Origin of the sequence: Hydrogenispora ethanolica, from assembly GCF_004340685.1 — a bacterium.
GTDB lineage: Bacteria > Bacillota > UBA4882 > UBA8346 > UBA8346 > Hydrogenispora > Hydrogenispora ethanolica.
In genome coordinates this window covers 98,027-117,328 of the sequence record NZ_SLUN01000005.1, presented here as the reverse complement: position 1 = coordinate 117,328, position 19,302 = coordinate 98,027, and the positions used below count along the sequence as shown (strand labels likewise).

The 19,302-nt window shown below is 59.3% G+C and carries 20 protein-coding genes; 4 read left to right on the top strand and 16 right to left on the bottom strand.

The genetic code is table 11. The annotated features are described in order from the left end of the window. Positions 1–421: 421 nt before the first annotated feature. From EDC14_RS06220 to EDC14_RS06170, 11 genes are all read right to left on the bottom strand, one after another. A complete protein-coding gene (locus EDC14_RS06220; RefSeq protein WP_132013399.1) occupies positions 422–1,093 on the bottom strand; it encodes a DUF554 domain-containing protein in 672 nt (223 codons plus the stop codon). A gap of 39 nt (positions 1,094–1,132) precedes the next feature. Beyond that, positions 1,133–2,251 (bottom strand): M20 family metallopeptidase, encoded by a 1,119-nt coding sequence (locus EDC14_RS06215; protein WP_132013398.1) that lies wholly within the window; start codon positions 2,249–2,251, stop codon positions 1,133–1,135. A 727-nt stretch (positions 2,252–2,978) separates the two neighbouring features. Beyond that, on the bottom strand, positions 2,979–3,476 hold the full coding sequence (locus tag EDC14_RS06210) for a hypothetical protein (RefSeq protein WP_132013397.1): 498 nt from the start codon (positions 3,474–3,476) through the stop codon (positions 2,979–2,981). A 69-nt stretch (positions 3,477–3,545) separates the two neighbouring features. Then, positions 3,546–4,412, bottom strand: a complete 867-nt coding sequence (map, locus tag EDC14_RS06205) for a type I methionyl aminopeptidase (RefSeq protein WP_132013396.1) — start codon at positions 4,410–4,412, stop codon at positions 3,546–3,548. A gap of 219 nt (positions 4,413–4,631) precedes the next feature. Continuing rightward, positions 4,632–5,120: a ferritin gene (locus EDC14_RS06200; protein WP_132013395.1), complete on the bottom strand. Its 489-nt coding sequence runs from the start codon at positions 5,118–5,120 to the stop codon at positions 4,632–4,634. A 45-nt stretch (positions 5,121–5,165) separates the two neighbouring features. Beyond that, positions 5,166–5,540: a desulfoferrodoxin gene (locus tag EDC14_RS06195; protein WP_132013394.1), complete on the bottom strand. Its 375-nt coding sequence runs from the start codon at positions 5,538–5,540 to the stop codon at positions 5,166–5,168. A 189-nt stretch (positions 5,541–5,729) separates the two neighbouring features. Next, positions 5,730–6,272 (bottom strand): MarR family winged helix-turn-helix transcriptional regulator, encoded by a 543-nt coding sequence (locus tag EDC14_RS06190; protein WP_165907832.1) that lies wholly within the window; start codon positions 6,270–6,272, stop codon positions 5,730–5,732. A 199-nt stretch (positions 6,273–6,471) separates the two neighbouring features. Continuing rightward, on the bottom strand, positions 6,472–7,755 hold the full coding sequence (locus tag EDC14_RS06185) for a M16 family metallopeptidase (RefSeq protein ID WP_207930715.1): 1,284 nt from the start codon (positions 7,753–7,755) through the stop codon (positions 6,472–6,474). Between the two features lie 21 nt (positions 7,756–7,776). Further along, the gene (locus EDC14_RS06180; RefSeq protein ID WP_132013391.1) at positions 7,777–9,057 is read right to left on the bottom strand and encodes a M16 family metallopeptidase; all 1,281 of its coding nucleotides are present in this window, start codon (positions 9,055–9,057) and stop codon (positions 7,777–7,779) included. Then, a complete protein-coding gene (locus EDC14_RS06175; RefSeq protein ID WP_132013390.1) occupies positions 9,054–9,860 on the bottom strand; it encodes a hypothetical protein in 807 nt (268 codons plus the stop codon). The genes EDC14_RS06180 and EDC14_RS06175 overlap by 4 nt, the downstream gene beginning before the upstream one ends. Before the next feature lie 345 nt (positions 9,861–10,205). Further along, positions 10,206–10,574 (bottom strand): YlbF/YmcA family competence regulator, encoded by a 369-nt coding sequence (locus EDC14_RS06170; protein ID WP_132013389.1) that lies wholly within the window; start codon positions 10,572–10,574, stop codon positions 10,206–10,208. 311 nt (positions 10,575–10,885) lie between these two features. Here EDC14_RS06170 and EDC14_RS06165 point away from each other — a divergent pair, with 311 nt between their 5' ends. Next, positions 10,886–11,575 (top strand): YetF domain-containing protein, encoded by a 690-nt coding sequence (locus tag EDC14_RS06165; protein ID WP_132013388.1) that lies wholly within the window; start codon positions 10,886–10,888, stop codon positions 11,573–11,575. Beyond that, complete coding sequence (locus tag EDC14_RS06160; protein ID WP_132013387.1) at positions 11,572–11,952, top strand: DUF4363 family protein; 381 nt, start codon at positions 11,572–11,574, stop codon at positions 11,950–11,952. Before EDC14_RS06165 ends, EDC14_RS06160 begins: the two co-directional genes overlap by 4 nt. Before the next feature lie 55 nt (positions 11,953–12,007). On the opposite strand, the gene EDC14_RS06155 is transcribed toward EDC14_RS06160, so the two are convergent. Together EDC14_RS06155 and EDC14_RS06150 are read right to left on the bottom strand one after the other, a co-directional pair. Continuing rightward, the gene (locus tag EDC14_RS06155; protein WP_132013386.1) at positions 12,008–12,250 is read right to left on the bottom strand and encodes a DUF896 domain-containing protein; all 243 of its coding nucleotides are present in this window, start codon (positions 12,248–12,250) and stop codon (positions 12,008–12,010) included. Positions 12,251–12,282: 32 nt separating this feature from the next. Next, positions 12,283–13,428 (bottom strand): MGDG synthase family glycosyltransferase, encoded by a 1,146-nt coding sequence (locus EDC14_RS06150; RefSeq protein ID WP_132013385.1) that lies wholly within the window; start codon positions 13,426–13,428, stop codon positions 12,283–12,285. A 220-nt stretch (positions 13,429–13,648) separates the two neighbouring features. Between EDC14_RS06150 and EDC14_RS06145 the strand changes: the two genes are divergently transcribed. Continuing rightward, positions 13,649–14,890 carry a putative glycoside hydrolase gene (locus EDC14_RS06145; RefSeq protein ID WP_165907831.1) on the top strand — a complete coding sequence of 414 codons (1,242 nt, stop codon included), beginning with the start codon at positions 13,649–13,651 and terminating at the stop codon, positions 14,888–14,890. A gap of 57 nt (positions 14,891–14,947) precedes the next feature. Here the strand turns inward: EDC14_RS06145 and EDC14_RS06140 are convergent, their stop codons facing one another. The 3 genes from EDC14_RS06140 to murB form a co-directional block, all read right to left on the bottom strand. Continuing rightward, positions 14,948–15,628, bottom strand: a complete 681-nt coding sequence (locus EDC14_RS06140; RefSeq protein ID WP_132013383.1) for a FadR/GntR family transcriptional regulator — start codon at positions 15,626–15,628, stop codon at positions 14,948–14,950. 185 nt (positions 15,629–15,813) lie between these two features. After that, positions 15,814–16,878 carry a DPP IV N-terminal domain-containing protein gene (locus tag EDC14_RS06135; protein WP_132013382.1) on the bottom strand — a complete coding sequence of 355 codons (1,065 nt, stop codon included), beginning with the start codon at positions 16,876–16,878 and terminating at the stop codon, positions 15,814–15,816. Between the two features lie 88 nt (positions 16,879–16,966). Continuing rightward, a complete protein-coding gene (gene murB / locus EDC14_RS06130) occupies positions 16,967–17,875 on the bottom strand; it encodes a UDP-N-acetylmuramate dehydrogenase (protein WP_132013381.1) in 909 nt (302 codons plus the stop codon). Between the two features lie 241 nt (positions 17,876–18,116). Between murB and splB the strand changes: the two genes are divergently transcribed. Beyond that, positions 18,117–19,139 carry a spore photoproduct lyase gene (gene splB, locus EDC14_RS06125; protein WP_132013380.1) on the top strand — a complete coding sequence of 341 codons (1,023 nt, stop codon included), beginning with the start codon at positions 18,117–18,119 and terminating at the stop codon, positions 19,137–19,139. Positions 19,140–19,302: the final 163 nt, after the last annotated feature.

Genomic DNA, 19,302 nt, shown 5'->3' with positions numbered 1-19,302 from the left:
CTCGCCCTTCCCCGGAGCAGCCTATGAAAGAAGATGATTCAAGGGGAAGGGTAACCTTGGGCTTCGAACTCTAAGAGCTAAAGCCTTCAACGTCTTATGATTTTTTTCAAGCAAAAACCGATGCTTTCGCTATTAAAGGCATTTAGAGATCAGCGGCTATGGGTTACCTTTCCCGTCGAATCGGCTTCCCTGAACAACTTCTCTAGGGAAGGGCGAGGGTTAGGTCCAAACCCCTATCAGGCCTTCGTATTTTCTTGCGGAGCTAACTTGATACTCAGATTGCAAAAATAACGAACGCCTCACCGTTTTTTCGCAAATCGTATTCAAGATCGTGTCGTTGCATACCTGCTCCGGTGGTTTGCGATGCTTTAACGCGTTTTCCCAAATGGTAATTCACACCTTTAACCACCGGATTACTAACTTACCGGAAATAACAAATGAGAATGATAATCAATAAAGCCGGGAGGAAGTTGCCGACCCGCACTTTCTGAAGACCCAGGATGTTGACGCCGATCCCCATCACGATGATTCCGCCGACCGCCGTCAATTCGCGAATCATGGTGGCGGTGAACAGCGACTGCAGTTGCCAGGCGAGCAGCGTCAGTCCGCCCTGATAGATCAGGATCGACAGCGCCGAGCCTAGGACCCCGACGCCCATGCCGGCGGCGAAGGGAATAGAGATGATCCCGTCCATCATCGCTTTGGTGACCAGGATCGAATGATCGCCCTTCACCCCGTCGGTGATGCTGCCGACGATCGCCATCGACCCCACGCAAAAAACCAGGCTGGCATAGATAAAGCCCTTCGCCGGACTCCCCTCGGCCACTGGCAGCCTGGCGTCGATCCAGGCGCCCAACTGCTCCAGCCGCGCCTCGATATTGATCCACTCGCCCAGCATCGCCCCGACCGCCAGGCTCACCAGGACCAGGATCAGCTCCTTGCCCTGCAGGGCCATGCTGATGCCGACCAGCATCGTGAAGAGTCCCATCACTTGCAACGCCGTCTGCGTCACCCGCTCCGGGAATTTCTCCCGGAAGAGCAGCCCCACCGCGCCGCCGATCAGAATTGCAATCACGTTGATAATCGTACCCATGAAAACTCCTTGTGCGTCGTCAATGTTACCCGGTTCCCATCAAAGCGGGGCGGCCGGAAACGCCCCGGGGCGCCCCAGGACCTCCGCCAGCAGGTCGATCCGCCGGAAAAGGCTGGGGATCTCCAGGTATTCCGTCTCAGAGTGATAGCCGCCGCCGCTCGGACCGACGCCGTCGATGACCGGGATTCCCAGCGCCGCCACCAGATTGGCGTCGGAGCCCCCGCCCGATTCGCAGGCGGTCAATTCGAACCCCAATCCCCGGGCGGCCTTTTGAAATTCCTCAAACAACCGCCGGCCGGCGGGACTGGCGGGCATGGGCGGCCGGGTGATCCCGCCGCTCAAGGTGGCCCGGGTGCCGGGCACCCGGCATTCCCGGGCGATCCGCCGCAACTCCGCCATGACCCGCGTCTCCTGGCCGGGCCGGACCGTCCGGAGATCGATCTCGGCCACCGCCAGATCCGGTACGATGTTGGGGCGTTGCCCGCCCTGGACCACCCCCACGTTAAGGGTGACGCCGGCCGCCAGGTCGGTCAGGCTCTGAATATCGATGATCTTATGGGCCAGCTCGAGTACTGCGTTGCAGCCTTCGGAATAATTGGCGCCGGAGTGGGCCGCCTTGCCGGTCACCCGCAGCACAAACCGGCCGATTCCCTTGCGGGCCACGATCAAGCTCTCGCCGTCGGCCGGCTCCACCACCAGCGCCGCAACGGCCCCCCGGGCCAACCGCTCAATGATCTCCCGCGATCCCGGCGATCCGATCTCCTCATCCGAATTGAAAAGGCAGATCAATTCCCGGTCCGGCCAGCCAACCTCCGCCAACTTGGCCAAGGCGCCGAGGATCGTCACCACGCCCGCTTTGCAATCCGCCACGCCCGGCCCCAGGGCCCGTTCCCCGGCGCTGCGGAAGCTCCGCGCGGCGGCCGTGCCCCTGGCGAACACCGTATCCAGGTGGGCGATGAGCAACAGCGGCGCGCCGTGACCGCGCCGCGCCACATAATGCAGGGAACCGTTCCCGGCCTCAAGCGTCTCCCAGGAAAGGCCGAGATCCGAAACTTCCCGTTCCAGAACCGCCGCGACCCGTTGCAAGCCTTCGCGGTCTCCGGTCCCCGAATCGATATTGACCAGTTCGGCCAGGAGCGCCAATTCTTTCTTTACCATCCGGTCTCCGCCTTTCCCTATAAGATCCTATCCCGGCGAAGCCGGAACCAAAAAGGTTTTTGGAGATCAATAGAGAGATAAAGCAAGTCCAAAAGCGACCTCTCCCCGGTCCCCTCCCCGGCGAAGCGAATTCAGATAGACATTTCGACGGGGAGGGGTCAATCGCTTGAAACGAGGGCCAATGTTTATGCAACAAGGTAAGTTTTTACGTGAATCAAACGGAAATAGGCCAAAGATAAAACCCCAAAATGGGCGCAATAATTTGTGGCAATCCACCCCTCCCCGTCGAGTCTACCATCAGAAATAACTTCGCCGGGCCATGTCCAGGAAGGATAGAGTCCGGCGGTTCACGGATGAAATACCGCCGGGGAGGGGACAGGGGGAGAGGTCAGTTTTTAGACAATCAGCGCGGCAAGGATCAGTTTGATTCTAAAAACGTCTCTGTATAACCTTGTTACGCATGAGTTTACAAGATCACTTTTAAATATTTTACGCAAAATGAACTCAATTTCGTTCGTTAGATGGCCTATAACATCCTATCCACGCCGCTCGGGCGATCCGAGACAACTGTTGGTCTATTCGAGACCCTGCGCTGTTTTCCTTCATTTTTATGCAACGCCGGAGCGCATGCGCTCCCCGCAATGGTCCGCCCCGCCCGCCGGCGCCCGCAAAAAAACCGCTCCCGTGAGCGGTTTTTTTAAAAACGGTTTCAGGCGTCCGCCTGTTTTCAAAGCGGCTCCAGGCGATCGCGGGTCGGTCGCCGGTCCAGGCGCCACTGGTGGCGGGCTGCTCCGTAAAACCAGCCCAATGCGATCAAGAAACGGAAGAACGGATGCCAATGGTGATATTCCAGGAGTCCCAGCTGGTGAAAATTGGCGTCCAGCGCGCCGCTGGCCACGGAGAAAGTCAACAGGTACAACGGAAATACATAAATCTCCTTGCGCGTCGGCAGAAACTGCAGAAACAGCATCACCGCCAACAGCCAGGACAGCGCCAGCCAATGGGGGTGGCCAAACGCCTTCAGCTCTTCAATGTACCGCCATTCGAACAGCCGCAGCCGTTCGACGCAGACATACGCGAAGACCAGGCTCCCGAGATAACCCCAGACCAAGCTGACCCAGAACAGCCGGCCATACTCTTCCCTGGGGACAAAGATCACGGTGATGGCCACCATCATCAGTGCGAAAGCCGGATAATAGTAGGGTAAAGGGATTCCCGGCAACATCGGCGCACTCCCCCTGACCCCGATAGCATGCCCGGACCGGCTGGATCCCATTCATTGGCCGCGGCCGGCTCAGGTCAGGATCTCCACCCCGTCGCGGGTCACCGCCACCGTATGTTCCCATTGGGCCGAGAGCGCGCCGTCGCGGGTGAGCACCGTCCAACCGTCATCCAGATAGCGGCAGTCGGGGCCTCCGGCATTGATCATCGGCTCAACGGTGAAGACCATCCCCGGCAGGAGGAGATAACCGGAGCTCCGTTTGGCGAAGTGGTCGACATGCAGTGCTTCATGAAAGGCTAGCCCCACGCCGTGTCCTCCCAGATCGCGGACCACCGAGTAGCCGTGGGAACGGACGAACGGCTCGATGGCGTTACCGATGCCGTCCAAAGGCTGGAACGGTTTGACTTGAGCGATCCCCCTCTCCATCGCTTCCTTGGCCACCCGCACCAGCCGCGCGGCGGCGGGACTCACCGCGCCGACCGAGTACATCCGGCTGGCATCGGCGTAAAAGCCATTCAAAATCGTGGTGACGTCGATATTCACGATGTCCCCTTCGCGCAAAACCTGTCGCTCGTCGGGAATCCCGTGGCAGATGACCTCGTTCACCGAGATGCAAACGCTTTTGGGGAAACCCCGGTAGCCCAGTGGCGCCGGATAGGCTCCCTGCTCCAGCGTGTACCGGTGGACCCAGCGGTCGAGCGCGGCGGTGGTAACTCCCGGCCGGATCTCCGCTCCCACCAGGTCCAGGATCCGCCGGGTCAACCGGCCGCTCTCCCGGATCCCGGCCAGCTGCGCCGGAGTCTTGATCATCCCCCGCCCCGGGATCAGCCAGCCTTTCTTGCGGTACTCCTCCGCTTTCCGTTCGATCTCCCGATGGCATTCGGCGTAAGCCAGGCCGCTCCCGCACCAGCAGGCTTCCCCTTCGTTGGCCGTGTTCATGCCGCCACTCCTTTCGCCCCATGTCGATATGTTCTGTTTGGACGCTGGTATTTTCCACCACCCGGTTTCCCAGCCCCGAAGAAAGCTCGAACGCTGATCGTTTCATCCTCTTTATGATATGCCGGCCCCCCGGCGGCGGCGCAAAAATAAAAGACCGCCGCTTATAAGCTTGAGGCGGTCTTTGGTACGGAGAATCGCCCGTTCGAAGCCTTCGAAGCGCTAGGAACGTTTCCCCAACTGCCGGTCGAGCATGACCAGCCCGGAACCGGAGTTGCCGATCAGCTTCAACTGCTGGACGACTTTGGAGACGGAACTCTCCTCCTCCACCTGTTCGGAGACGAACCACTGCAGCATGATCCCGGCCGGATAATCGGACTCGGCGGCGGCCAGTTTCACCAGGTCGTTGATTTTGCCGGTGATGAACTGTTCATGGCGGTAGGCCTCCTCAAAGGCTTCGAGCGGCGAAGTCCATTCCCCTTTGGGCTGGCTCAGGCCTTCCAGCCGGATCCGGCTGCCGCGGTCCCGCAAGTGGTCGAAGATCCGCATGGCGTGGCCATATTCCTCGCTGGACTGCGCCCGCATCCATTGCGCCATTCCGTCCAAATTCCGGTCATGAAAGTAAGCGGCCATGGCCAAATACAGTTGGGAAGACTCCATCTCCAGCCGGATCTGTCCGTTGAGCGCCTCCAATAGTTTCGTCGATACCATCCCAATCACCTGCCTGTTCTAAGGTTTATCATTGCGCGGATGAAGTTAGGCTTTCCATAAACCGTGGATATTACAATACTCTCTGGCGGTGACATCGGCCGCGTCGACCGCGAAGAAGGCTTCGGGAGCCTCGCCCGGTTTTAGGAACTTCCGGTAGGCCCTGCCGTCGGCGATCAATTCGATCCATTCGATATAGTGTTTCTCCTCCATCGGATGGGTAACGCTGCCGACCTTCACCAAGTAACCGCCCTCGACCTTCTCAATGACCGGCACATGCTTTTCCTTGGCCGCATCCACCGTGTTTTCGACGATCAGCTTCATGGGCTGATTACAGCAGACCAGCTGTCCGTCCCCGGCGTGAACCACCTCGACCATGTTTCCACAGACCTCGCACTTGTAAATCTCCAACCGTTTCGCCATTTTGAATGTCCCCTTTCGTATTGATTTAATGGATAGTCAAAAATTGATCCTTCCCCAATTTACGTCCCCGTCATTCCGAATATGTCGCGGAAACCTCCGAACCGGCAAATCCAACCCTGCCGTTCGGCCGTTCGCCTAATCGTAAACCAAGATAATAATGAACCACATTGAATAAACCGCGAACGGAAATCACACCTTCTCTTTATCGTGTCCCGTCAACGCGCGGAAGATTTGGTTGCCATGGCATTCCAGGTCATGGGTCCAGCCGCAGCGCAGGCAGATCGCTTCGAGCTGCTCGGGCGCTTGGATTGCCGCCCGCAGAAAGCTGCTCAATCCTTGTTCCAACGCCTTGCGGTCGGCTTCCGGCATCGCTCCGAAGAGGGTTTCGAATTGTTCGTGCTCGATCCGGTAGATTTCCTCCAATAGCCGACGGCTTTCCGGAGTCAGTTTGATCTTGAGCACCCGGCGGTCCACCGGATCTTCCTCCCGGGTCAGGAGGAACTTTTTCACCAGGCGATCGATCAATTTGGCGCTGGCCGCGTTGCTGATGCCGAGGCCCTCGGCAATCTCCCCCACCGATGGTTCCGGATGCAGGTGCGCAAAACGCAGGCAGGAAAGTTGCACCTCGGTGAGCTCGTCCTTGGCCAGCTTCTCCAATGAAGGCCGGAGTATGCGAAAACTGATGGCCTGACAGAACAGTTTGGATACCCGCTCCAAATTACTGCTCTTCAATTGATCCACTCCTTTATTGGAACTTGAGTAAATATTAACATGGTTAATATTATCTTGTCAACCACATTTTTTAAGGTTAACGATTCTTCCCCTCCATCGGATTCTCCGGCAGCGACACGGCAATACCTTACCGTACGGGAAAACATCGAGGGGGCGGCCCCATGGGCCGCCCCCTCGATAGCGTTGGAGAACGATTGGTTTAGAAATTCTCGGCCGGCTGTTCCGGAATGTAAGCCACCCGGATATAGTTTTGCAAGTACTTGGCCGCCGCCTTTTGGATCTCCGCGGTCGTCACCCGTTCCAGCCTGGGCAGGAGCTGATCATCGTAGACCAGCCGGCTTTCCAGGTAAAAACTGAGCAGATTGCGCAGGGCCAGCCCTTTGCCGTCTTTGCGCCGGGCTTCCATCTCCGCCCGAATCGCCGCCACCACCTTGCCGATCTCCGCCTGGGGGATCCCCTCCGTGGCCAATTCCCTGATGATCCGCAACGTCTCCGCTTCCACCTTCGGCAAGGATTCCCGGTCCGTCATGGTCACAAAAACGATGGCCGGCGCTTTGGGTTTTTCCAAGTAATCGTACATCACCTGGCTGGTATAGAACAGGGCTTGCTTGACTCGCAGCTCCTGGAAATAGTGCTGATACTCCTCCAGGTAATACGCGATGATCCGGAAGGCCGGAAACTCGGGATCCTGCAGCCGGGGGCCTGAAAAGCCGATGGTGACGGAGGTCACCCGGCCATTCGGGTCGACCCGGTCCAGCCGGCGGGTCTTCGGGATCACCACCGGATCGATGAAGAGGCGGTGATCCACCGGTTCGGTCCGCAGATTGGCGAAGAGTTTCTCCACTTCGGCCAGGCTCTTGTCATAGCCGCCGGAGATCGAGAGCAAAGCGTTGCCCGGTTGATAGGTGCGGCGGTACCACTGATAGACGTCGGTGCCGCTCACCTTGGCCAGGGCCTCGGGGACCAGCTCGTTGTTATACGCATGATCCGCCCCGTAAAACTCGCGGTTAAACTCGTAATAGCTCTTGGTCAGCGCCGGCAGCGCCTTGAGGTCCACGGCGTAGAGTTTTTTCAGATCGGCGATCACGTCATAGCTGTACAGCGGATAGCTGAGCAGCGCTTTAATCTCGTTCAAGGCGTCGCCGGCCTTGGCCGCCGTGGTGCGGATCCGGATCAGAGTATAATCCGGCTGCGTCTCCACCGCGACATCGCCCAGGCCTTTTCCGCTACCACCGTAGTTCAGGCGCAACATCACCAGGTTATTCATGATCTGGGCGGCGCCTTTCCGGCCCGCCGGGTCGAGTCCGCTCCCCGACTTGAGGAGCAGGGCGATCTCCACCACCTCGGACGGCGTCTGCTCTAGTAAGATCGTCATTCCGCTGACGGTGGTCCGCTCAATCTGCGACTCGGCGGCAGCCGCCCCCACCGGCAAAATGGCCAGAACGAGCAGGAAGGCGAGCACAAGCCAATTTTTTTTGAACATCATGTTTCCCCCTTCCTCCCTTTATTGGGTCGTCTTGACCAAAACCCAAGTGGTGGGAGGTTTGGACAGATAACTGTCGATGAACCGTTCCAAATCCTTGACCGACAATTTTTTAATCAGCGCCAGGTCGTCTGCAGTGATGCTCGACGGATCCATCAGCCGTTGACAGGCGAGCGCGGCGGCGTCCACCGCCGACTCCCGGCTTTGGGTCTGTTCCATCACGATGGCGTTGCAGAAATCCTGCAAGCGTTGTTTGAAATCCATCTTGCGGAACTGCCGGACGTACTGGCGGAGGTTGGCTTTTTCGGCAGCGAGCGCCTCCGCGCTGTAAGGCCGGGTCCGTTCCAGATAGTAAATGCCGAAATAATCGCTCCCGGCGATACTGCGGCTGACGACATTGTATTCCTTGAACTGATTCCGTTCGTAATCGGTCTTATAATCCGCCCCGTACGAAAAGGCCAACAGATTCAAGAGCATCCGCTCCTTGGCGGAGAGCCCGGTAAATTCGTAGGCCATCAGCAGCTGGAATTGATAGGGATAAATATTGCGCTGCTCCACGATCTCCCCCCGGGGCAAGCGGAAACCCTCTATCTTGGCCGGGGGAGTGGCTATCCGGCCGTAGCCGTTGGAGAGTTGGGATAATTGGGAGATGACCGCCCGGGGATCGAAATCGCCGGCCATCACGTAGGTGGCGTTCTCCGGCTGGTAATACGTCATATGAAACTCCCGGACCTGGCTCGGCGTAAAGTCGACCTTCTGACGGTCATCCTGCATTTCGGGATAAAAGTACCGTAGCACCGCGTAATAAGGGTAGCGGAATCCGTAATCCATATCCAGTTCGTGCCGGATGATCCGCCGCTCGAAATGCACATTGGCTTCGGAAAAGTCCGTCTTCCACAACGAACCGTTGAACACTTTCAAGGCCCTATCCAACTGTTCCTTGGGGACCACGTAGTTGTAGGACGTACTATAGAAATTGGTGGCCCCGTTGAAGAGACCGCCCTGCCGGTTGGTCACCGCCACGATATCGTCGTAGTGATAACCGGAACCGCCCCGGAAGGCCAAATGCTCCATGAGGTGGGGCATGCCCTGATGTTTTTCCTCAAAAAACCCGATTGGGAAAATGGCATTGATCGAGACTTGGGGTTGGTCCTTCATCACTTTGTAAATCAAGGTCAACCCATTGGGCAGCTTCTCGGTTTTAAAGTCGGAGGCCGGCGCCGCGGCGGCCAGCGGCGCACCGAAGGCGAACGCCAACAATGCCAGGAAAAGCAGCAGCCGTAGTTTGATCCGTTTGATCATTTGCTTTTTCCTCCGATCTCCAGACTGTCGGGGTAAGCCGTCCAATCGGCCTTCAGCCGCTGCTTGCCGGGTAAGGTGACGCCGCGTTTGCGGGGCTTGGCCTCCGCCACGTCGAAACCGCCATCGTCGTTGTAATCGATGAATAACAGGTCTTCCGGATCATGATAACAGCCGTTATGGTTGCGATCCACCACCGCCGCGAGCTTGGCGGCGCCATCCTCGACCAGCCGGGCCAGAAACCAGGTTTCCACGCCTACCAGCAAGTACGGTTTTTCTTTCACCATGGCGCTAGGTTGATTCAGCAAACCGTTCACTTGGATCTGAATCGGCCGGGTCTGGCCGTTCCGGTAGGTCACTTGCAGCTGGATCGGCTCTGGGCCGTACACCCCGTAAACTTGCAGGCCGTACCATTCGTTGAGGAGCGGTTTCCAGCTTTCGCCGGCGAAGCTCCCGTCGCCGTCGCGGTCGATATAGAGCCGTTTCTCCTCGCCCACAATATCGATGATGACCCCGAACTTCTGGCCGGCGTCGCCCAGCGAAATCAGTCCGGTATAGGGTCCTTTCATGCCCAGTTGCGGCAGATCCTTGAAACCTTCCAGGCCGCCGCTGACCAGCTCCACCTTTTGCAAGGAATTCTGATAGGCCTGAATATCTTTATAGCCCCACGGCAGATGGTTGGTGATGGGGACCAGCGGATAGGCGCCGGGCCGGATCTCGCCCAACGACTGCCGCGCCGCCGAAGCCCCGCCCGGCAAGAGCAACGCGGCGGCCAGCGCCAACGTCAAAAGATACATCTTTTTCATCCGGAGCTTTTTCCTCCTTTGTGAAAGCCATGTGATAAAGTCGCTTCCGATCGATTCGACCTGCCAAAGGCTTTAAGCGACTTTATCACTTGCTTTGAGCAATCGCTGTGACTCTCCTCGGCTTTCAGCCGGGTTTATCACAGCTCTTTGAAAAGCCATGTGATAAAGTCTCTTTTCCAATCCATTCGGCTTGCCAAGGAGTTTTCAATACCACTTTATCACTCGCTTGAAACAATCGCTGTGATCATCCGGCTTTTTGAATCTTCTCCGTATAATTCCGGACCGTCCGGCAATCTCCCCGCGGGAATTCCAGCCGGCGGTTGACCGGAAAGAATTGCCGCGCCTTTAGGGAGCGTTCATTCCCGCCCCATTCTCCAGCTCCGGCATTTCCAGTCCGACCGCTTTCCCGATGATCTTCTGCACTTCCATCATGAGGCTGGAGAATTGGAACTCCGCCATGAGATATTCGCGGATATAAGGATTTAGACCGATGACCGCCGACAGCTTGCGCAGCTCTTCTTCGTAGGGTTGGAGCAGCTGATCGCCGTTTAGTTTCTTCCGCTCGTACTCCATTTGTTTTTTCCGGAAATCATCCAGCATGACCCGGGCCGCTTCGTGCTGGTCCAAGACTTGCTTTGCTTGTTGATACTTCTGGAACTCGTCGCTCTCGGCCAGCGCCTTTCCCAGTTGTTTGGCGAATTCGATTACGCGCATTGCCCATGCCTCCTTCTATTTGGTTCCCGTCTTTGAAAGACCGCGTTCTGCCAATGAATATGCTTCTTCAGCTTAAAACTTGCCATTCCCGCTTACGATTACCAACGTATCCAGCTTCACTTAGTTCCGAAAAGTCTTTCCTCCCCAATTCGTGTTTCAGGCCAGGAATTCCTGCCACGGCTTCCACTTACTGCTCGCCGGGAATGGCGGCGGCGCGGTATAAAGGATGGCCCGATGGCGCACAATGAAGCTGTCGGAGCCGGATCCAAAAGACCCGGCCCCCGCCATCATTGTCAATCCCAGGTGATACGATGCTGATACTACCGATTCGCGCCGCCATCCTGTATCTGCTGGTGGTCCTGATCATCCGGATCATGGGCAAACATCAGATCGGCCAGCTTCAGCCCTATGAACTGGTCATCACGATTCTCATCTCCGAACTGGCGGCGGTTCCGATGCAAGATACCGATATTCCGCTGATCAATGGGATCATTCCCATCCTGACCCTGCTGCTCATCCAGGTCACCCTGTCGTTTATCTCGCTGAAAAGCGCGGCCGCCCGACTGGTGATCTGCGGCGGGCCGAGCGTGCTCATTGAGAACGGTAAAATTGTGGAACGGGAGTTGTCCCGGCTTCGTTATAACCTGACGGATCTGCTGGAACAGCTCCGTTTGAAGGACGTCCCGAATATCGCCGATGTCGAATACGCCATTCTGGAGACCAGCGGCAAACTGTCGATCATCCCCAAATCGCAAAAGCGGCCGGTTACCCCGGCCGACCTGCAGATCGCCACCCCGTATGAAGGGTTGCCGACCACACTGATTGAGGACGGCGCCGTCAACAAAAGACACCTGGCCAAGGCCAACCTCAACGAGGATTGGCTGTTGCGGCAGGTGCAAAAGGCCGGCTTGACCGGGTTTCAAGACGTCTTCCTGGCCAGCCTCGATACGGCCGGTCAATTGTACATCCAGCCGAAAACGAAACCGGGGCGCGCTTCATGAAAGCATGGTTATTATGCCTGGCCGGCATGGTCTGTTTCATCATTGCGGCGGCGATGGTCCAGTCCAATCTGGAGAAGACCACCCGCCATTTCGGGCGGGAGCTGACCGTGGTCGAAAAGGCGTTGCAGGCCCGGGATTGGCCGAAGACGCAACGGAGCCTGGAGAAGCTGGCCAATGGCTGGGAACGCGCCAAGTTTATCTGGGCCTTGCTGCTCAACCACAAGGAGATCGACGCCATCGAGCAGTCCCTGACCCGCAGCAAAAAAGCGGTCGACGGACGCAGTTACACCGACGCCGCCATCGAACTGGGTTCATTGCGGTATTTTCTTAAACATGTCCCGCAACGGGAACGGTTGGATTGGGTGAATATTTTCTGACGGAGCCGGGCGTGGAAGGGGCGGGAAAGAATGGAGCGCATGGAGCGCTCCTTTTTTAGTGGCGGTGACCCGGGTGATGGCAGTCGCAGTGCTGATGGTCACAGGTCTCCTCGTGTTCTTCCGGCGCATCGACGACTCGAATCCGCTCCAGGGACGATTGGACCTGATTGCGAATCATCCCCAGGTACTGGCGGCGCAACTGGTCCCGTTCCGCCAGCTCCTCTGGAGTCAATCCTTCTTTTTGCGATTTGTGATACAAGGCATTCAAACGGGCCGTCAATGTTTTCAGATCCGGCATGGGGTGCGTTCCTCCTGCTTTATCAGTTCTCGTCAGCGTTCCTTCGGGAACTCCGTTGCGATGGCGGACAGGATCTCCCGGGCGGCGTCGGGCCGGCCCAGTTTCCGCATGTTCTCCCGCATCCCGGCCAATTGCTCCGGATGGTCGAGCAAGCTTTCGAGAACCTCCCGGGCCTGGGCCGGATCTTTGACCCGCAAACCCGCGCCGTGGCGCAGCAGGAATTGGCAATTTCCCGTCTCCTGGCCGGGGATGGGGTTGAGGACCAGCAGCGGCAGGCCCTTGGCCATCGCCTCGGTCACTGTCAGCCCGCCGGATTTGGAGATCATCAGGTCGCTGGCTTCCATCAATTCATGCATGTTGTCGACAAAGCCGTAGATTTGAAACTGCTGCCGCGCCCCCTGGGTCAGGCGGGTCAGTTCCTCCTGCAACCTGGGGTTTTTACCGCAGATCACCAGGACCTGCAAGGGCTTTTCCACCCGGTCCAACTCCACGACCAAGTCTTCCACGGGTCCGACCCCAAAACCGCCGCTGGCGATCAAGACCGTCAAGCGGTCATCCGCCAGATGGAACTTGCGGCGCAGCGCATTGCGATCGGCCGGCCGGCTGAAGGCCGGAACGATCGGAATCCCCAGCGTCCGGATGCGTTCGGCCGGAATCCCCATCCGGATCAGGCAGGGAGTCAGTTCCTCGTGCGGCGTGAAATACAGATCCACGCCGCGATCGCGCCAGAAGATATGCGGGTAATAGTCAGTGATGCAGGTAGCCAGGAAGGTCCGGAACCCGTGCCTGCGTTTGAGATGGGTGATGATCTCATTCGGCAGAAAATGCGTCGTGAGCACCAGATCAGGCTGCTCCTGCAGCAGATACTTTTCAAGTTTCCGGCAATGCTGGGCATTGGTCTGGCGCCGGAAGGCGCGGGCGAACCGATCCACCCGGCCGTTATCCAGCATATGATAGAAGGATCCCCAGAGCCAGGGGCAGTGATTCACCATATACAGATAGGTCCGGGGATAGCTCTGGCGGAAGACCGCCGTGGTATATTGCAAGGCATCGAACAACTGGACCTGTGCCGCCGGGTAATCGGCGGTCACCACCTGATACAGCGCCTCGGCGGCCCGGCGGTGACCGGCGCCGCTGTCGGCGTAGATAATCATGATCTTTTTCAGTTGGTCATTCACCCCAAATTAAAAGATATCTCTTCTCATTATAAAGCCTCGTCGACCGCACGTCAAACCGGAGTTCGGTCCCACTAAAACCTCTGCCAAAGCCGGCTCCCGCCGCCCCGGCACGCCCTCCGGCCTTCATCCGCCGACTTTTAATTTACCTGCAATTTCTTAGAGGTATAACTGGGACAGGCAGCGAATTCTTCCAAAAAAAACAGCCATAAGGGTGGATTCCGTGCGCAACAAACTTTGGATCATCTTACCCGTCTTCCCCATTCTGTTCCTGATCTTCCTGACCGCCTGGCTCAAGCCCGCCACTCCCCAGCGGGCCGTGCCCACAAAGATTGGGCCGGCGACGGTCCAGGAGCAACCGGCCCCCAAACAACCAGCCCGGGAACAATCCGTAGCGACGCTTCCCGAAGCCACCCCCGTTCCGGCCACTCCCGCGCCGGTTCCCACGCCCTCAGCCGCGCCGCCGCTTGCCGCACCGGCACCGACACCCTGGCCGAAACCTGCGGCCGTGAAGGGGATTTACGCCACCGCCTGGGTGGCCGGGTCCAATAAATCACTGGCCCGGATCTGCGACCTCATCGACCAGACCGAGCTCAATACGCTGGTAGTCGACGTCAAGGACGATACCGGGACCATCAGTTACGAATCCCGGGTGCCATTGGCGGACGCCATCGGTTCCTGGGAAAAGAAGATTGGCGATCCGGTCAAGGTCCTGGAAACGCTGCGGCAGCATCAGATCTTCCCCATCGCCCGGATCGTCGTTTTCAAAGACCCCTTTCTCGCCAAACGCAAACCGGAATGGGCCGTTAGAGACAGTTCGGGCGGACTCTGGGTGGACCGGAAAGGCCTGCATTGGGTCGATCCCTACAACAAAGCTTACTGGGACTACATCATCGCCATCGCCCGGGAAGCCATTTCCCTGGGCTTTCAGGAGATCCAGTTTGATTACGTCCGTTTTACCAGCGACGGCCCGATTGAGCGTTGCGTCTATCCGTTCAGCGACGGCAAGCTCAAACAGGATGTGATTCGCGACTTTTTACAGTATGCCCGCGAACAGCTGCAACTCTCCGGCATCCCCGTCTCCGCCGATATCTTCGGCCTTACCACCAGCGTCCCCGATGACCAGGGAATCGGCCAGCTGTATGAGAAGGTCATCGCCAATGTCGACGTGGTTTCGCCCATGGTTTACCCTTCGCATTACGCGCCGGGCAGTTTCGGCCTGGGCAATCCCAACCTTCATCCTTACGAAACAGTTCTCCGCGCCGTCAGCGACGCCCGGAAACGTTTGGAGAAGGCCGGCAACACCACGACGTCGCTCCGGCCCTGGCTGCAGGATTTCAACCTGGGGGCGCACTACGGCCGGAATGAGGTTCAAAAGCAGATTCAGGCGGTCCGGGACGCCGGGGCCACGGAATGGATCTTCTGGAATCCCAGTTGCCGCTATCAATTGGATAAGTACCGCTGACGCAGATAACTTGTTTTCAAAACGAAAGCCGCCCGGCAAGGGCGGCTTTTTTGATGACTACATGAACTGGCGGGAACTTTCGAAGGAACGGATGATATGCTCCTTGGCGCGGAGCAGATCTTTGTCGCGCATCGCCTGAAAGAGCGCCCGGTGATTGATGAGAACCTGTTCCGGGCCGATCTGCTTGATGGTCTTCTCTATCGGCGAGGCGAACAATTGCATCACCACGTTGCTGATGCGGATGAACGATTGATTCTTGGACATTTCCAGGATCCTGAGATGAAACCGCAGATCCAGCTCGGCCAGGAGCTCCAGGTCGCCCCCGGGGAGACTCTCCTCGAAGCGTTTGAGATCCCCGTCCAGCAACGCAAAATCGGCCGGGGTCGCTTTATTCATAGCCAGCTCGACCGCATCCACTTCCAGCAGCACCCGCAGCTCGAAGAGTTCGTCCTTGGAGCCTTTCTCGATGATCAGGTTGAAGATCAGCGGATCGAACATGGCTTGCGAGGCCGCCGTGGCAATGAAGGTACCGCCCCGTTTCTTGGCCACCAGCACGCCGAGGCCGCCCAAGGTCTTGAGGGCTTCCCGCAACGAGGTCCGGCTGACGCCCAACTGCACCGCCAGCTCCGGTTCGGGCGGCAAACGGTCGCCCGGCTTTAGTTCGCCCCGGATCAAGGACTGGGTAATCTTCTCAATGATCTGTTGCACCACGGTGCTTGAATGAATCGGCTGAAACAATGAACCACCCCGATTAATATTTCACGTATTCCCATCCCCAAAGCCGGTACCCTGCGGATGGCTATTCCAGAACGGGTCCCGGTGAAAAATCCGGGTATCCCTTCGCTGCCCGCTATTATTCTCCTCCGGCCGGGCTTTTTCATGCTCCCCCGGCCAAAAAGACACCCCGCGGCGACGGGGTGGGCTTATTTCTTGCCGGCGGCCGGCTGCGGCGGGACTTGCGCCGGCAGGGCGATGACCCAGATGGCCGGCCGGATGCTGCGATAGGTAAAGAAGGCGAGCTTGCGGCCGTCCGGGCTCCAGGCCAGCGACCCTCCGATCAGGGCCACTTTGTTGGTGATGAAATAAACCGCGCCACTGGCGATGTTCTTCACATAGAGGCCGCCCCGATCGAATTTGCCGTTACCGTCCTTGACGACGATCCGGTTGGAGACAAAGGCCAGCCACTGCCCGTCCGGCGCCAGTGCCGGAGAGCGGTTATCATAATCATCGACCAGGACCGGCTGGGCGGTCCGCTCTTCGGGAGCGAGCGACCAGATGCTGCCCTTGCCGAAATCCTGCACTTGATAATGCTGATTGTTGATGCTGACCTTCTTGGTGACCGGCCGGATGCGCGTGAAGTAAATCCGGCCATCCCGGCCCCACCACGGATTGGTCAGGATCTCATTGTCGCCGCCGGCCAGGACCCGGGTGGCGCCGTCGGCCACATTGACGATCATCAGTTGGGCCCGGAAGGGTCCGATGGCCCGGCTGAAGACGATCTGCGAGCCGTCGGGGGACCAGGAAGGATCGCGGTCGTTCCCCCCTTGGGTCAGGGGGTGGGCGGTTCCGGTCGCCATATCCCGGAGCCAGATGGCGGCGGTGGTTCCCGTATTCGACCTGGCGGTGCTCCGCCGGACGATGGCCAGGCGGGCGCCATCGGGCGACCAGCGCGGCGTAAAGTCGAGGTAGGGATCGTTGCCGGTAATCGCGGCCGGATTGGCGACGGGATCCAGGCTCCACAGCCAGGTGCGCATGCGGCCGCTCTCCTCGCCCTGCATCTTGGCTGCGAAGGCCATTCGTTTGGCGTCGGGGGACCAGTCGCAAGACCAGATATCATAGTTGCCCGGCAACAGGCGGGTCTCCGTGCCGGCCAGACCGGCGGCATAAGGCGGAACCGGGGCCGGAGCCGCCGGAGCGGACGCGGCCGGAATCGCGCCGGCGACGGCCACCCATAGGAATCCAGCCAGGATAGCGAGGCGTTTTTTCATGAGGATCCTTCCTTACCTTGGGTTTCCTTCCGTTTATTTCGACGCCGCCGGGCCGGATCCTCCGCCCTCCGTAAATTTGAGTCGAAATCTATTCCTCGCCGATCACCCTGACCTCCGGCACCAGCTCGACGCCGGACCTTTCCCGGATCTCCCTGCGGATGTGCTCGATCAAAGCCAGGACGTCGGCCGCGGTCGCCCCTCCGGCATTCACGATAAACCCGGCATGTTTCGGCGAGACCTGGGCTCCGCCGATCCGGAAGCCCTTCAGCCCGGCCTGTTCGATCAGGGGACCGACATAGTAGCCGGCCGGCCGGCGAAATACGCTGCCGGCGCTCGGCATCTCCAGCGGCTGTTTGCTCTGGCGCTGGCAGGTCAGCTCGGTGATCCGGGCCTCGGCGTCGGCTTTGGCCGCCGGCCGCAGCCCGAAATCGGCCCGGGTGATCACCGCCTTTTCCCGCTGGAACCGGCTGAAGCGGTAGCCCAGCTCCAGATCGGACGCGTTCAGCCGGACGTAGCCGCCATCGGGATAGCAGGCCTCGACCGCCGTCAGAACCTGGCCGATCTCCCCGTCATAGGCGCCGGCGTTCATAAAGACCGCGCCGCCGACCGTCCCCGGGATGCCGCAGGCGAACTCCAACCCCGACCAGCCGAGACAGGCGGTCTCCCGGGAGAGATCGCCCAGCGCCAGGCCGGCGCCGGCGCGGGCCGTCGGGCCATCCATCCGCCATTCCAAAAACTCCCCCGCCAGCTTGATCCCGATCCCCCGGATCCCTTTATCGCGGACCAGCAGGTTGGAACCCAGGCCCAACACCATCCAGGGCACCCCTTCCGCCGCGCAAAACTGGAGCACCCGTTGGAGCTCCCCGGTATGTTGCGGTTGAACCAGCAGGTCGATGGGCCCGCCGATCTGAAAAGTCGTCAACCGGGACATCGGAAAGTCCCGGATCGTTTCGATCCCGCCCAGCCGCTCCGCGGCAAGGCTGCGCCAGTCACTCATGTGCCGCCTCCATTATTCGCTTGTGGATTGGTCCCGCGGGCGCGCAGCCCGGCCCGGTCCCGTCCGGTTCCGGGGCCGGCTCCCCGCGCGGAGCCCATTGTTATTATACCGGCCCGGCGCAATTCTTACAATACGGGCGAAGCCCGCACCGGTCCGCTCATAGTTTTTCCGCCGCCGGAGAAACTATCGGTGCCGCAACCGGTTCGGATCGGAATCGTTAAAAAATATGGTCAGGTGAAGGATGAAACTTTTCCAACCGCAACGGGTCTTTTTTGAGGAGGACGCCCTCGAATACCCCTTGGGAGCCGCGCTCCTGGAGCGGATGAAGGCGGAGGGGGTTCCGGTGCGGATGACGGGCTCCCACAACCGGGTGACCGGCATTCCCGGCGCGAATCCGCAGCAAAGCTATAGCGAGAGCAAGCGGACGCTGGTAGTGGGGGTCAAGCGCGATCTGCGGCTGGATACCTGCAAGCCTTCGGCCGACTTTGAATTCGCCCTGGGCACCAGCTGTCCGGGGGGCTGCGAGTACTGCTACCTCCAGACCCACTTGGGAAAGAAACCCTATATCCGGGTGTACGTCAATACCGAGGCGATCCTGGAGAAGGTGGCCGAGATCACCGCGGCCAACGCGCCGCGGATCACCACCTTCGAGGCGGCCAGCACCTCCGATCCCCTGGCGGTGGAGCACCTCACCGGCTCCCTGGCCCAGGCGATCCGCTTCTTCGGCGCGGCCGAATTCGCCCGGATGCGGGTGGTCACCAAATTCGCGGCCGTCGACTCCCTGCTGGAGCTGGAGCACCGCGGCCACACCCGCTTCCGCTTCAGCCTCAACGCGGCGGAGATCATCCGGCGTTTCGAGCACAATACCGCCAGCGCCGCCCAACGCATCGCCGCCGCCGGCCGGATCGCCCGGGCCGGTTATCCTTTGGGCTTCATCATCGCGCCGCTCTTCATCTACCCCGGCTACCAAGCCGGCTATCGCGAGCTGTTCCGCGAATTGGCCCGGACGCTGGATCCGATCCCGCCTGATCTCTCCTTCGAGCTGATCACCCACCGTTTCACGGCCAGCGCCAAGCGGGTGATCCTGGAACGCTTCCCCGGCACCGGCCTGGACCTGGACGAGACCCGCCGCCGCCGCAAATACGGTCAATACGGGCTGGTCAAGTACATCTACCCCGAGGCCGAGTACGCCCAATTGAAAGAGACGATCCAGGGCCTGCTGGCCCGGTTCTTCCCGGCGGCCCGGATTGAATACTTCACCTGAAGGCGACCGTTCCCGTCACGAGGCAGGATGCCGCCGCCGCGGCCGAATCATTTCCCGCGGTCCAAGGCGCCGCCCCTTTTGGAGAGGAAGCAATTGCTTCCGGGAACCGGGCGACTGTGGCGGCGGCTGCCGTTGTTCCTTGGGTCGATCAAGTCACTCCTTG